The sequence below is a fragment of the Mycolicibacterium frederiksbergense genome (assembly GCF_012223425.1).
In the GTDB taxonomy this organism is placed as follows: Bacteria; Actinomycetota; Actinomycetes; order Mycobacteriales; family Mycobacteriaceae; genus Mycobacterium; species Mycobacterium frederiksbergense.
In genome coordinates, this window is record NZ_CP038799.1 from 2,953,906 (window position 1) to 2,967,796 (window position 13,891).

The window sequence follows — 13,891 nt, forward strand, 5'->3', positions numbered from 1 at the left end:
CGAGACCAGGTCGAAATCAAGAGGGGACAGTCATGCAACCCGGTGGTGGTCAGCCCGATATGTCCGCGTTGCTCGCGCAGGCACAGCAGGTGCAGCAGCAGCTGATGGAGGCTCAGGAGGCGCTGGCAAACGCCGAGGTGCACGGCCAGGGCGGCGGTGGCCTGGTGCAGGTCACCATGAGGGGCAGCGGTGAGGTCATTGCGGTGGCCATCGACCCGAAGGTGATCGACCCGTCGGATCCCGAGACGCTGCAGGATCTCATCGTCGGGGCGCTCGCCGACGCGTCCAAGCAGGTCACCATCCTCGCCCAGACGCGGCTCGGGCCGCTGGCCGGTGGCCTGGGTGGTTTCGGACTGCCGGGTACCTGAGTTGTTCGAGGGGCCGGTACAAGATCTGATCGACGAGCTCGGCAAGCTGCCGGGGATCGGGCCCAAGAGTGCCCAGCGCATCGCGTTCCATCTGTTGTCGGTGGAGCCGCCGGATATCGACCGGCTGACCGCGGTGCTCGGGCGAGTCCGCGACGGTGTCACGTTCTGTGCGGTGTGCGGCAATGTCTCCGACGAGGAACGCTGCCGGATCTGCAAAGATGCCCGCCGCGACGCCTCCCTGGTGTGCGTCGTCGAGGAACCCAAGGACATCCAGGCGGTGGAGCGCACCCGTGAGTTCCGGGGCCGCTACCACGTGCTGGGCGGGGCGCTGGATCCGTTGTCCGGGGTGGGGCCCGATCAGCTGCGCATCCGCGAACTGCTCAACCGGATCGGGGAGCGGGTCGACGGTGTCGACGTTGCCGAGGTGATCATTGCTACCGACCCCAATACCGAGGGCGAGGCGACCGCGACGTATCTCATGCGGATGCTGCGTGATATCCCCGGATTGACCGTCAGCCGGATTGCATCCGGTCTGCCCATGGGCGGTGACCTGGAGTTTGCCGACGAATTGACGCTAGGACGTGCGCTCGCCGGCCGTCGCGCTATGGTCTAGATGACAGAGACGTCAATATGTCTACCGGCTGCCGAGCGGCTGGTGGTTTGCTGAACTTGCGTGTCGGTGCGCGTGTTCGTGAAGGGCGGTGAAGGTGACTCGCGTCTTCCTTTCGACCTGGGGGCAGAGTGACAACATCGGCGATTCGATTTTGCGGCGCGGTCAACTTCGCACGTTCCAGAACATCGACGGCGCCCAACTGCACGTACATGTGGGCCGCAAGGATTTCGATCCCAATTCCGAGGACTATGTGACCGCGATCGGGCTCGACGGCACCGAGAAGCAGTACGACACGGCGGCCGGCTGGCTGTTCCGGGCCCTCGGTAGTTCGGCCGCGGCGCGCACCATCCTGGTCATGCCGACCGGGGAAATCCTCATGCCCGAGCGCTTCCGTCGCTACTGGGGATGGTGGACCCTCGTCGGTGCGCTCGGAGCCAAGAGTCGCGGCGGCGCCATGGTGCAGGTCGGTGCCGGGGTCCGGATGGCGACGGTCGGCAAGAACGCCGAGGACGGCACCCGTGTCGTTCGGGAACACGTCGAGGTCCCGCCGCTGGAGCGGATCGCCCGCCGCAATATGCCGGTGGTGGCATGGCGAGATGCCAACACCCGCAACTCATTCCAGGTCGGCGATATCGCCCCGGACTGGGCGTTCGGTGAGGGCCCCGATCCGGCCGGCGGTCTGGGTCCGGCGCCCTCGGTACGCAAGGTGCTGGCGGTGACCATGCGTTCGGACCGGGACGTGTTGACCGAGGACAAGATTGCGCTGATCCGGGAGATCGCGCACACGCACGGGTTGCGGATCCAGGTGTACAGCCAGGTGCGCCGGGACCGCGCCACGATGGAGACACTGGCCGAGATCCTGCACCCCGGCACGCCGCCGATCGTGATGCGCGATGAAACCCATGGTGAATGGGAAGCGCTGATGCGCAACCTGTATCGGGATTCTGCGATCGTCGTCAGCGACCGGCTGCACGCGCTGATCATCGCCGCGACCGAGGGCGCCATACCGTTGGCCCTGTCGAACTGGACGACCGAGAAGGCCGTCCGGATGCTCAAACCCGGCGGGTTCGATCTGCCTTCGCAGGATCCGGGTGCCATCAAGAGCTATCTTGCGGAGATGTTCGCCGATCCAACGGCAGTGAGCCGCCGCATCAGCGGAGCACGTGCCGAACTCGACGGTGTGCGCGGCCGGTTGCGGGCCCTGGTCGCGGGTTAGACCCGGCGCGGGGCGGCCAGTCGCTCGGCGCGCAGCAGATCCACCTCGGCCAGTTGCAGCGCGGGAAGCTCGCCCACGACCTGGGTGAGCAGGTGGTCGGCCAGTTCCGGATTGCGCGCCAGGCACGGTCCGTGCAGATAGGTGGCCACCACACTGCCCTGCACCGCGCCGTCGTAGCCGTCACCGGCGCGGTTGCCCGCGCCCTTGGTGACCGCGCTCAGTGGCTCGGCGTCGCGTCCGAGAACCGTTCCGCCCCGATGATTTTCGAAACCGGTCAGGGGCTGGGTGAGACCGCTCAGCAACGGGGTCGCGGACACCTCCCCGATGGTGCGAGCGTCCTGCGGCGCGGTGGTGACATCGAGCAGACCGACGCCGTCGACCCGTTCACCGGCCGAGGTCTCATACCAGTGCCCGAGCACCTGGATGGCCGCGCAGATCGCGAGCACCGGGGCCCCGCGCACCGCGGCGCGTTGCAGACCCGGGTAGCGGATCAGATGCTTGGTCGCCAGCCGCTGGGCGTAGTCCTCGGCGCCGCCCAACGTGTAGATGTCCAGCGAGTCCGGTACCGGGTCGGCCAGTGTGATCTCGATGATCTCGGCGTCGATCCCGCGCAGTCGCAGGCGTTGTCGCAGCACCACCGCGTTGCCGCTGTCACCGTAGGTGCCCATCACATCGGGCAGCACCAGCCCGATCCGGACGGTCACGAGACCCGCCGGTTCAGGTGCAGGAAGGCCGTGTAGTTGGCGATCACCTCGACATGCCCGGGCGGGCAGGACGCGATCGCGGCGAGGGTGTCATGTACCAGGGTGTGCTCCACACCGGCATAGCCGAGGCGTACCGCCAGGTCGGTACCGCGTTCACCGGCTGCGACCACCTGGGTGCGTTCGAAATGCTCGAACCGGACGTCCCAGAGCCAGGACAGGTCTTCGCCGTCGGGCACCTGTCCGTTGACCGAGATGACCACTCCCGCAGCGTCTTTGTCGATCATCGACAAGGCCTCCTGCCAGCCTGCTGGATTCTTGGCCAGGAGCAGGCGTGCGGTGTGGGCACCGACCTCGACGGTCCGGTACCGGCCGGCGACCTCGTCTACCGTCGATACCGCGGCCACCGCCTTGGCGGGGTCGGCACCCAGCACCACCGCCGCGGCAACGGCCTGGATGGCGTTGCCGCGGTTGACCGCACCCGGCAGCGCGAGCGTCATCGGCAAGGTGAGGCCGTCGGGGCCGTGGATATCGGTGTCGTCATAAGTCCACTGCGGTGTGGGTCTCTTGAAATCGGTACCGGTGGAGTGCCAGTGGTTGCCGTCGCGGACGATGATCTCCCCGGAGCGTGGACAGCTCACCGAATCCCCGGCCCAGCTGCCACCGGCCGCCACCCACACCACGTTCGAGCAGTCGTAGGCCGCCGAGGTCATCAGGACGTCGTCACAGTTGGCGATCACCACGGCGTCCGGGTGGCGGGCCAACCCGGCGCGCAGCGTGCGTTCGATGTGATTGATTTCACCGACGCGATCGAGCTGATCGCGGGACAGATTGAGCAGCACGACCACCGCCGGTGACACCGCATCACTGACATGTGGCACGTGCATCTCGTCGACTTCCAGTGCGGCCAGTTCGGCCCTGCGGTCCCCGGCCAGCGCGGCGACCAGCCCGGCGTCCATGTTGGCGCCCTCGGCGTTGGTGGCCACCGGGCCCAGTGTGGACAGCGCCGCGGCGGTCATCCTGGTGGTCGTCGATTTACCGTTCGTACCGGTCACGACCACCGCGCGGCGGTTCTTGCCGAGTTGTGCCAGGACCGACTTGTCGATCGACATCGCGACCAGGCCGCCGATCATCGCCCCGGCGCCGCGGCCGCTCACCCGGGAGGCCCAGCGTGCGGCGGACCCGGCGCCCAGCGCCAGCCGTGCTCTAGGGGTGACCATCCTGCGAATTTTAGGGGCCCGACACGCGCTGCTGCGATCCGGTGTTGTCGGACCACCGTGCCATCCTCGGAATATGAGCCAGTGCTGGGGCCGACCGGCGGCCGAAGCGGGCGCCGGGTGGGCCGTCGTGGACGTGGAGACCACCGGGTTCCGGCCGGGCCAGGCCCGTGTCGTCAGTGTCGCCGCGCTGGCCGTCGGCGACGACGGCAGCGTCGAGCACAGCGTCTCCTCCCTGCTGAACCCCGGCGTCGACCCCGGCCCCACCCACGTGCACGGACTGACCGCCGAGATGCTGGCGGGCCAACCCACGTTCGGCGATATCGCCCCGCAGCTCATCGAGGTGCTGCACGGCCGGACGCTGGTCGCGCACAATGTCGCCTTCGATTACGCATTTCTGGCGGCCGAGGCCGAACTCGTCGGTGCCCAGCTGCCGGTCGACACCGTCATGTGCACGGTCGAGCTGGCGCGCCGGCTGAATCTGGGTACCGAGAACCTGCGCCTGGAGACGTTGGCGCGGCACTGGGGCGCCACCCAGTTGCGCCCGCACGATGCGCTCGACGACGCGTTGGTGCTCGCGCAGATCCTCAAGCCCGCGCTGGTGCAGGCCCGTGAGCGCAGATCATGGCTCCCGATCCGCTCGGTGAGCCGCCGGATCTGGCCCAACGGCCAGATCACCCACGACGAGCTGCGGCCGCTGAAGGTGCTGGCGGCGCGGATGCCGTGCGATCACCTGAACCCGGGGCTCTACGTCGCCGGGCGGCCGCTGGTGCAGGGGATGCGGATCGCGCTGTCGGCCGAGATGACGCACACCCACGAAGAGGTCATCGAGCGGATCATCGACGCCGGCCTTTCCTATGCGGAGAACGTCGACCAGCAGACCTCCCTGGTGGTGTGCAATGACGCGGCACCCGCACAGGGCAAGGGCTACCAGGCGGTCGAGCAGGGCATCCCGCTGATGGGAGACGCCGAGTTCATGACGCTCATCGGGCAAGCCGTCGGCGGCACCGATGTCGAGGAGTTCACCGACACCACCGCGGACGGCGACCAGTACGCGCTGTTCTGAACGATGATCACCGGGTGAAACGCAGCATCCCGGCGATCCTGCTCGCTTCCGCCCTTGCGCTGGCACCGTCGGCGACCGCCGACACCGAGGGCACCACCTGGTTCCTCGGTGGCGGCCGCACCGCCGGTTCGCCGTCGGAGCTGACCATCGAGCAGGCCCGGGAGCGCCTCGGGGACCGGGGGGCCGACCCACGCATCGACGCGGTGATCCAGTACAGCCGAGACGGCGTGCACACCGGCGGACCCTTCGGTGCGGCGGTGCGTGAGGGCACGGCCAATGCCGTGGCCGTCGTCGAGCCCGGCGACATCGTGATCGGCTACAGCCAGGGCGCCGTGATCGCCCAGCAGCTCAAGAAGATCCTCGCGGGCGACCCCGCCGTCACCGGCGCGGACTACGCCTTCGTCACCTTCGGCGACCCGACGAACGGCAAGGGCGGCGAGATGCCGTTCATGCGTCGGCACCGGATCAACCTGGGCGACCTCCTCCCGCCGTTGACCGCCGATGACGAGACGGTGTTCACCACCACCACGGTGGCCCAGGAGTACGACCGCATCGCCGACTTCCCGGACCGCCCGTGGAACCTGGTGGCCGTGTACAACTCGCTGCTGTCGGCCAAGGACCATCTGGGCTACAAGCTGGCCTGGTCGGACACCACCGAGGCGCAGCGTGGCCAGGGCGTGCACTTCGATGACACCCAGGACCGCGACCGTGTGATCACCACGGAGCGCAACAGCAAGGGCGGCAGCAACATTCACGTGCTGGTGAAGTCCGATACGTTGCCGCTGACGCGCCCGCTGCGCACTGGAGTCTCCTGGCTCGACCGAGTGGTGGATGCGATCGACATCCCGCTGCGATGGATCATCGACCTCGGCTACCACGGAGTGCGGGCTTAGCGCGCCGCTCAGGCGAACAGTGGTGGATTCAGCCGCGCGAACCCGGCTTGTCGCACGTAAGGGAAATGTGGATAGGACGGCTCGGGTGCGCTGACGGCATCCAGCCGCGCGATCTGCTCGCCGGTGAGGGTCCAGCCGACCGCACCGAGATTGTCGAGCAGCTGCGCGGGGGTGCGGGCGCCGACGATGACCGACGCGACCGTGGGACGGCGAAGTACCCAGTTGAGCGCGACCTGCGGGATGGAACGTCCCGTCTCGTCGGCGATGGCGGAGAGTTCGTCGACGACATCGAAGAGCACGTCATCGTCCACAGGTGGCCCGGCATCGGCCGTCCTGTGCAGGCGGCTGACGGGCGGGAGACCCGTTCCGCGTCGTATCCGCCCCGTCAGTCGTCCCCAGCCCAGTGGGCTCCAGACCAGCGCGCCCACCCCCTGGTCGATGCCCAGTGGCATCAGGTCCCATTCGTAGTCCCGGCCGATCAGCGAGTAGTAGACCTGGTGGGCGACATATCGCACGCGGTGCGACGCGTCCGCAGCGGCAGGGGATTTCATGAGCTGCCAGCCGGCAAAATTCGAAACGCCCGTGTAGCGGATCTTCCCCTGTGTCACCAGGACATCGAGCGTGTCCACCACTTCCTCGACCGGTGTCGCAGCGTCGTAGGCATGGAGCTGGAACACGTCGATGTGATCGGTGCGCAAGCGACGAAGTGCGCCTTCGACGGCGGTGATCAGGCGTCGCCGTGACGTGCCCGCGTCGTCGGGTCCGGAGCCGACGGGTAGTGCGGCCTTGGTCGAGATCAGTACGGAGTCGCGGCGGCCTTGCAGGGCCGCGCCGAGTACGGACTCCGATGCGCCGTCGGAGTAGACATCGGCGGTGTCGAACAGGGTGATCCCGGCCTCCAGGCAGATGTCCACCATGGTGCGGGCCTCATCGATTCCGGTATCTGCCCAGGCTCCGAAGAACTCTCCGCTTGCGCCGAATGTTGCTGCACCGAAGGCTAATTCCGAAACGATCAGGCCGGATCGGCCTAGATGACGGTACTCCACGAACGCTCCTTAAAGAGATTATTTTCCCGTTAATCGAGAGTAGCACCGGTCGTGCGTTAAGGAAACGTCAGTCCCGTTAAGGTGGGATCATGGCGACCAGACCCGGAGGCAGGACGGCCGCGGTGCGATCCGCGGTGCTCACCGCGTCTGCCGACTTGCTCATCGAGAACGGTCTGGTGGGGCTGGAGTTGACGGCGGTCGCCGACCGGGCCGGTGTCGGCAAGTCGACGGTCTACCGACGCTGGGGAACCGTGTCTGCACTCGTCGACGACCTGCTGGCCGATATGGCAGAGACGTCGCGGCCGCGTCCCAGCACCGGCAGCCTCCGGGATGACCTGGTGAGCGTGGCCCGACTGATCCAACGGACGCTGGCCGATCGACGCCAGGGCAGCCTTTTCAAGGCAATTCTCGCCGCCGGCACCTGCGATGTGCGCACCGCCGAGGCGCTCGCCGGCTTCTACCAGGTACGCATCGGCGAGATGGCGCCGATCGTCCTGGACGCGATCGAGCGCGGTGAAGCCCCGCGGGGAACCGATCCCGCCGCAGTGATCCGGTACGTGTCTGCTCCGCTGTACTACAGCCTGCTCACCGATACCGAACCACTGCGCCGGGCAGACGCGGACAGGGCGGCTGCTGCTGCGCTCGCGGCCGTGACCGCCGGCGTCTTCGCCTGAGTTACCGGGCCGCCCGGTTCACCGCGGACACCACGGCGCGCAACGATGCCGTGGTGATGGATGTGGCGATGCCGACGCCCCACACCGTCTTGCCGCCGATGGACGCTTCGACGTAGGCCGCGGCCTGGGCCTCTTCGCCGGCGGACAACGCGTGCTCGGAGTAGTCCAGCACGTTCACCTGGAAGCCGACCGCACCGATGGCATCCACGAACGCGGCCAGCGGACCGTTCCCGGCGCCGACGATCTCACGTTCTTCGCCGTCGATCTTGACGATCGCGGTGATGGTGTCGGTCCCGCCGTCGACCTCGGAGGCGTCGACCTTCTGCCGCATGCGCTCCAGTGGGCGGATCGGGGACAGGTACTCCTCGGAGAAGACGTCCCAGATCTCCTTGGGTGAGACTTCGCCGCCCTCACCATCGGTGATCTGCTGGATGGCCTGGCTGAACTCGATCTGCAGGCGCCGAGGCAGTGCCAGACCGTGATCGGCCTTCATGATGTAGGCGACGCCGCCCTTGCCGGACTGCGAGTTCACCCGGATGACGGCCTCGTACGTGCGCCCGACGTCCTTGGGGTCGATCGGCAGGTACGGAACCTGCCACAGGATGTCGTCGACATCGGAATCAGCTTCGTCGGCAGCGACTTTCATCGCGTCCAGGCCCTTGTTGATGGCGTCCTGGTGGCTGCCGGAGAACGCGGTGTACACCAGATCGCCACCGTAGGGGTGGCGTTCGTGCACGGGCAGCTGGTTGCAGTACTCCACGGTGCGGCGGATTTCATCGATATTGGAGAAGTCGATCTGCGGGTCCACACCGCGGCTGAACAGGTTCAGGCCCAACGTCACCAGGCACACGTTGCCGGTGCGCTCGCCGTTGCCGAACAGGCAGCCCTCGATGCGGTCCGCTCCGGCCTGGTAGCCCAGTTCGGCTGCGGCGACGGCCGTTCCGCGGTCATTGTGCGGGTGCAGGCTCAGGATGATGCTGTCCCGAGGTGCCAGGTGCCGGTTCATCCACTCGATGGAATCGGCGTACACGTTCGGCGTCGCCATCTCGACCGTCGCGGGCAGGTTGACGATCAACGGCACCTCGGGCGTCGGCTGCACGATCTCGGCGACGGCGTTGCAGACATCCACCGCGTATTCCAGTTCGGTGCCCGTGTAGGACTCAGGGCTGTACTCGTAGCGCCACCGGGTGTCCGGGTACTTCTTGGCCTCTTCGACGCACATCCGCGCACCGTCGGTGGCGATCTTCTTCACGGCGGCGCGATCGGCGCGGAAGACCACCCGGCGCTGCAGGATCGACGTCGAGTTGTAGAAGTGCACGATCGCCTGCGGCGCACCGGCGCACGCCTCGAAGGTCTTCGAGATCAGCTCGGGACGGCACTGGGTCAGCACCTGGATGGTGACATCGTCGGGGATGGCGCCCTGCTCGATGATCTCGCGGACGAAGTCGAAGTCTGTCTGGCTGGCCGACGGGAAGCCGACCTCGATCTCCTTGTAGCCCATCCGGACCAGCAGGTCGAACATGCGGCGCTTGCGCGCCGGGCTCATCGGATCGATCAGGGCCTGGTTGCCATCACGCAGGTCCACCGCACACCACTGCGGGGCGGTGTCGATGACCTTGTCGGGCCAGGTGCGGTCCGGCACGGTGACCGGTTCGACCTCTTCGGCGAAAGTGCGGTAGCGGTTCACCGGCATCGCGGACGCGCGCTGGGTGTTCCAGGAGGGCTGGCCGGGGTTGCGGGGACCGGCCGGTGTGGTGATCGCGCGGACGGACGAGAAGGCGTCAGATGAGATGTCAGGGGTGGTCATGATGTTGGCTCCGGGGTCTTGTGTGGATTTCAGACCGGCGCATCGCGAAAACCCGCGACGGGAGGCCAGTCTGGATCAGACCCCGTCGCGGCGTCCGAGAAGGAGCACCCGCTGCACGTGGGCAACTGTACTCCGGGAGGGGCGCGGGCCAAAACGGCAGTCGCAAAATTGGTGCACGACGCGGTCCCGAACCCGGTTTAGGGTGCTAGTGAGCTACGAATTCGGGGGTCGGATGGGCGAGTCGGTCGAGGTTGTCACCTCGGAGCTGCACCTGGCAGCGGACCGTTTACGGGGCGCTGGACAGCGCCTGCAGGATGGGCTGTCCGCGGTGGACCTGGAGACCAGCAACCTGCTCGCGTCCGGCTGGAAGGGCGAGGCGGCCACCGCCTTCGACAAGTACTGGGAGCAGTGGCACAACGGCGCGGGCCAGGTGGTGCGGGCTCTGCAGACCATGTCGGAGGCCCTCGACACGGCCGCCACGAACTATCAGGCGGCCGATGAGCAGGCCGGCGGCGCGCTCGGGTCGACCATGCAGGCCGGTGGGGGCTCGGGGGCGGCGACCGGCGGCGGCGGTGCCCCGACCGGGGCGGGTGCTCCCGGCGCGGAAGTTACCGGCGGCTCGACCGGCTCAACGTCCGGTCTGGCGGAGCAGATGAACCTCGGCGAGACGATGGCTCCGATGTCGCAGGCAGCGGGTATCCCCGCGCAGGTCGCGGGGCAGGTGGCGGGTGGATTGATGCAGGCCGGGACGATGGCGGCCGGCGCTGCGCAGCAGGCCGTGCAGGCGGCGACGCAGTTGGCACAGGAGGCGCAAGCTGCCGCCGCGGAGCAGCAAGCTGTCGAGGCGGGACCTGAAAAGCCGGACTCCGAGGCCGCGACGGGCGGCGACGCGCCGGCGGGTCCGGCACCGGTCGAAGCACCCCGTGCGGGGGCCGATGCATCCGGGCCGGAGGAAACGCCGGGTCGGAGCCTCTGATGTCGAAGTTGGTGGTGGACTTTCCGCAGCTGCAGGGTGCCATCGATCACATGGAGCAGTTCGGTCGCGAGGTCGCCGAGGCGCTCGAGGAGATCGACCAGGCGATGGCCGCATTGCGGGCGAACTGGGAAGGGCAGGCCTCAGACACCCAGGCGCAGTCGCAGCAGCTGTGGGAAGACGGCGCCCAGCAGATGAAGACGTCACTGGAGTCGCTGCGCAAGGTCGCCGAGAACGCGCACAAGAACTACACCGACGCCGTGGACAAGAACGGGAAGATGTGGGCGGGCTGATCGCGTGCGGATTGAGGTAGAACCGCAGGCGCTCATCGATGCGGGTAAACAGGTCGGCTCTCTCGGCGTCCAGCTGGGTGCGCTGTCCGACGCGATGGGTCAGGTGCTTGCCAGCGGTATCGCGTCCGGCGCAGATCCGGCGGGGCTGAACTTCGGGATCTCCTACGGACGCCAGGCCGATCAGTTCGGCCAGTACCTGGCCCAGGCTGCCAACGCGTTCAAGAACGTCGGGCTGATGTTGGAGGCCACCGGCTACAACTATCAGCATGCCGATCAGGCGTCGGTGGCGGGCGGGTCGGGGCCTTCTGGCAGCGTGAGTGGAGAACCGGCCGAGACGACGGCCGGCGACGCCCCCTACGGGCCCAATGGCAGCATCGTGACCCCGCCGACGAAATACCATCTGATCACCCCGTTCATCCGGCTGATTCCTGCCTTCGGGATGGCGGCCGGTGTCGCGATGACCTGGCCCAGCGGCAACTCCGGCATGATGAATGTGACTGCCGCGCAATGGCGCAACATCGGGCAGGGGTTGAAGGTCTTCGAGTCGGCGCTCAGCGGGGCGAAGGCGGCAGTCGGCGCCCAGGACATCCCCGAAGGCGCCACCATCACCACCGCGCTGTCGGATCTGGGCAGCGGCACCACCACGCTCGCGGGGGTCGCCGATGGATTGGCGACGTCCATCAGCGATTTCGCGGCCGGGGTGCTTGAGACCCAAGACGCGATTCGGGATCTGCTCGACCGGATCTCGCTCGACGGACTGTGGGACACCGTCACGGGCTTACTCAGCGGTGACGGCGACAGGGTCCTGCGGGAGATCGCCGACGATGTCAGCACCGTGCTGGAGAACTTCCAGAATCAGGTCAAGGGTGTCCTCGGGCTACTCGAAGAACTCGCGACCCTGCTGGGTGAGGCCGCCGACGCCTTCCAGAAGTGGATAAGGCCGGTCCTGGTAGAGACTTTCGGGGAAGACGCCGGCAATGCGCTGGCCGATGGAATCAAGTTGTTCACCGACATCCAGGTGGGTGGGGCAACCGGCCTGATCGCCCTGGTTTCCGGCACGGTCGCGCTGGCCGATCCCGATACCTGGAAGGGCATCGCGGATACGGCGCTGATGGTCGCCAAGGACCCGTCGCTGATCGATGATGTGCTCAAGCAGATGGGCAGCGAGTTCATCGCGTTGGACGAGTGGCAGGGCGACAATCCGGGCCGTGGCTTCGGCGAGGCCGCGGTCAACGTGGCCTCGTTGTTCGTCCCGGGCGGGGCCCTCGCCAAGGGCGGTGCGGTGGCCAAGGGGCTGGCCGCCACCCGCAATCTTCTTCAGAGGGGCGAACTCGGGTCGCTGGGCAGACTGCCGGGACTGGGCGGCGGCAGAACCCCGGATGCACCCGAGCTGCCAGATGTGCCTGGCGTGCCCGATGTTCCGGAGTTCACCCCGCCACCGGGCATTCCCGGATCGGTGCTTGGCCCCGGTGGTCCGTCGAGCTCCACGCCGTCGGCTCCGACATCGCCGGGGTCGGGCTCCGGCGGCGGCCCTGCGCCAATCGGACCGTCGCCCAACGGGTCTGGGCCCAGCCACTCCGGTGGGGGAGCCGGGCCCGGCGGTTCGTCGTCGAACGGGCCCGCTCCGACCGGTGGTTCGCCGAGTGCGGACGGCAGCCGCGGCGGCCCGTCATCCAATGGACCTGTCCCGACGGGTGGTTCACCCAGCCCCGACGGCGGCGACGGGCCGAGCAAGCCGTCGGGTGGCGCGCCGGTGTCCCCGCCGATGAGCCCGCCTGGTGATTCACCGGGGCCGAGTGGGCCGAGTCAGTCGTCTTCGGGGCCGAATCCTTCCGGTGGCGGGGATGGTCCGGGTAGCGGGTCGTCGGACGGTGGTGGCTCGAACTCTGGTGAGGGGTCCTCGGACGGTGGTCACGTGCCATATGACTCGTCACCGAATGGCTCGGGCTCGGATCCGAACGGAGATCAGTCTGGTGCCACCGACACCGACACCGACACCGACAATGGGGCCGGCACCGGCGACAACGGAACGGTGCAGAGCGGGCCGGACGGTCACCACACGGTCAACGGACATCCGCCGCCTCCGCCGGGACATTCGGCACCGGAGGCGATCGACGCGGCGCAACGTTTCAACGACGCGTTCGTGAATGGTCAATCGACCGCCGACCTCGCACGCGCGGTGTCGGATTGGGCTACCCACCGCGTTGAGGGGGCAGACCGAGTGGTTCTCGGGCGTTGGGATGGACAGGACGGCGGTTACATCGGAGAAGCTCGCCACAATGGTGGAGGCATCTATTTCGACACGGGTGACGAGGCCTGGAACGCTGTTGAAGCGGGTCTCGGTAAAGAAGATGCCAAGAGCCTGGGTTGGCAGGTCAACGAACAGTTCTTGCGGACCCAGCTGGAGAATGGCGTCGGTAGGATCGACTACCTTCTGGACCACGACCTGTATGACTCTCTTGAAGATATGGCAGTCGAGCGCGCCGGAAGCTTCTCGCAAATGGAGGTGGAGTTCCTGAGTAAACATGCCCCGGCCTATGGCTATGAGCGAGTTGGCGATTCGTGGGTGAAAGTGAAGGACGAATAGTGACCACGACTTTTGTCGCGAAAGTGGAGTCTGTTGTCGGGCCGACTTTGTCCAGTCACGGGTTTGTGCTCGACGACAGTTACACCGGATCTGATGAAGGTGGGCGTGAGCTGTCGATTGCCTACTATCGGAACGCTGAGTGCAAACTGCAGATTTATGAATGGGCACGCGAAGGCGAGACGAATTGCATGATCGGACTCCTCGACGCGCCCAACGAGTTCGGGTTGTTGAGCAAGTCCAAGCGATGGCAATTTCTGACGCGATTCGTACGGCGTCCAGACCTGCCCCTCGCCGAACTCGCGGAGCAGGCCAGGCTGGAGCTCGAAAGCTTCGCGGATCCGCTCGAATGGGTCAACGATCGTATCGAGAGATTCTACGAAGTGGCCCTTGCCGGAATGAAGGCGAAGTACGGAGACGCGAGTGACGGATCTGCGTGA

General features: G+C 67.1%; 14 protein-coding genes. 10 read left to right on the plus strand and 4 right to left on the minus strand.

Going from position 1 to position 13,891, the window contains the following annotated elements:
* The first annotated feature begins 32 nt into the window (after positions 1 to 32).
* From EXE63_RS17225 to EXE63_RS17235, 3 genes are all read left to right on the plus strand, one after another.
* Positions 33 to 368, plus strand: a complete 336-nt coding sequence (locus tag EXE63_RS17225; RefSeq protein WP_168142947.1) for a YbaB/EbfC family nucleoid-associated protein — start codon at positions 33 to 35, stop codon at positions 366 to 368.
* Between the two features lies 1 nt (position 369).
* Complete coding sequence (recR, locus tag EXE63_RS17230) at positions 370 to 981, plus strand: recombination mediator RecR (RefSeq protein WP_168145634.1); 612 nt, start codon at positions 370 to 372, stop codon at positions 979 to 981.
* Positions 982 to 1,075: 94 nt separating this feature from the next.
* A complete protein-coding gene (locus EXE63_RS17235) occupies positions 1,076 to 2,197 on the plus strand; it encodes a polysaccharide pyruvyl transferase family protein (RefSeq protein ID WP_168142948.1) in 1,122 nt (373 codons plus the stop codon).
* On the opposite strand, the gene EXE63_RS17240 is transcribed toward EXE63_RS17235, so the two are convergent.
* Both EXE63_RS17240 and EXE63_RS17245 read right to left on the minus strand, forming a co-directional pair.
* The gene (locus tag EXE63_RS17240; protein ID WP_234904597.1) at positions 2,194 to 2,865 is read right to left on the minus strand and encodes a type 1 glutamine amidotransferase; all 672 of its coding nucleotides are present in this window, start codon (positions 2,863 to 2,865) and stop codon (positions 2,194 to 2,196) included. The two genes, EXE63_RS17235 and EXE63_RS17240, sit on opposite strands and share 4 nt — an antisense overlap.
* Positions 2,866 to 2,897: 32 nt before the next feature.
* Complete coding sequence (locus EXE63_RS17245; protein ID WP_168142950.1) at positions 2,898 to 4,118, minus strand: Mur ligase family protein; 1,221 nt, start codon at positions 4,116 to 4,118, stop codon at positions 2,898 to 2,900.
* A 73-nt stretch (positions 4,119 to 4,191) separates the two neighbouring features.
* Between EXE63_RS17245 and EXE63_RS17250 the strand changes: the two genes are divergently transcribed.
* Together EXE63_RS17250 and EXE63_RS17255 are read left to right on the plus strand one after the other, a co-directional pair.
* Positions 4,192 to 5,181, plus strand: coding sequence for a DEDDh family exonuclease (locus EXE63_RS17250; protein WP_168142951.1), 990 nt, complete (start codon positions 4,192 to 4,194; stop codon positions 5,179 to 5,181).
* 14 nt (positions 5,182 to 5,195) lie between these two features.
* A complete protein-coding gene (locus EXE63_RS17255) occupies positions 5,196 to 6,074 on the plus strand; it encodes a PE-PPE domain-containing protein (protein ID WP_168142952.1) in 879 nt (292 codons plus the stop codon).
* Positions 6,075 to 6,082: 8 nt separating this feature from the next.
* Here EXE63_RS17255 and EXE63_RS17260 read toward each other — a convergent pair whose 3' ends face one another.
* Complete coding sequence (locus EXE63_RS17260) at positions 6,083 to 7,120, minus strand: aldo/keto reductase (protein ID WP_168142953.1); 1,038 nt, start codon at positions 7,118 to 7,120, stop codon at positions 6,083 to 6,085.
* Positions 7,121 to 7,209: 89 nt separating this feature from the next.
* Here EXE63_RS17260 and EXE63_RS17265 point away from each other — a divergent pair, with 89 nt between their 5' ends.
* On the plus strand, positions 7,210 to 7,794 hold the full coding sequence (locus EXE63_RS17265; protein ID WP_210000563.1) for a TetR/AcrR family transcriptional regulator: 585 nt from the start codon (positions 7,210 to 7,212) through the stop codon (positions 7,792 to 7,794).
* Between the two features lies 1 nt (position 7,795).
* On the opposite strand, the gene leuA is transcribed toward EXE63_RS17265, so the two are convergent.
* Positions 7,796 to 9,601, minus strand: a complete 1,806-nt coding sequence (gene leuA, locus EXE63_RS17270) for a 2-isopropylmalate synthase (RefSeq protein ID WP_168142954.1) — start codon at positions 9,599 to 9,601, stop codon at positions 7,796 to 7,798.
* A 202-nt stretch (positions 9,602 to 9,803) separates the two neighbouring features.
* Between leuA and EXE63_RS17275 the strand changes: the two genes are divergently transcribed.
* Genes EXE63_RS17275 through EXE63_RS17290 form a run of 4 tightly spaced genes read left to right on the plus strand, consistent with a single transcriptional unit; the run spans position 9,804 to position 13,891 of the window.
* Entirely contained in the window at positions 9,804 to 10,577 is a 774-nt protein-coding gene (locus EXE63_RS17275; protein WP_168142955.1) for a WXG100 family type VII secretion target, read from the plus strand.
* The gene (locus EXE63_RS17280; RefSeq protein WP_168142956.1) at positions 10,577 to 10,867 is read left to right on the plus strand and encodes a WXG100 family type VII secretion target; all 291 of its coding nucleotides are present in this window, start codon (positions 10,577 to 10,579) and stop codon (positions 10,865 to 10,867) included. The genes EXE63_RS17275 and EXE63_RS17280 overlap by 1 nt, the downstream gene beginning before the upstream one ends.
* 4 nt (positions 10,868 to 10,871) lie before the next feature.
* Positions 10,872 to 13,454 (plus strand): PE domain-containing protein, encoded by a 2,583-nt coding sequence (locus EXE63_RS17285; protein WP_168142957.1) that lies wholly within the window; start codon positions 10,872 to 10,874, stop codon positions 13,452 to 13,454.
* Positions 13,454 to 13,891 (plus strand): hypothetical protein, encoded by a 438-nt coding sequence (locus EXE63_RS17290; protein ID WP_168142958.1) that lies wholly within the window; start codon positions 13,454 to 13,456, stop codon positions 13,889 to 13,891. The genes EXE63_RS17285 and EXE63_RS17290 overlap by 1 nt, the downstream gene beginning before the upstream one ends.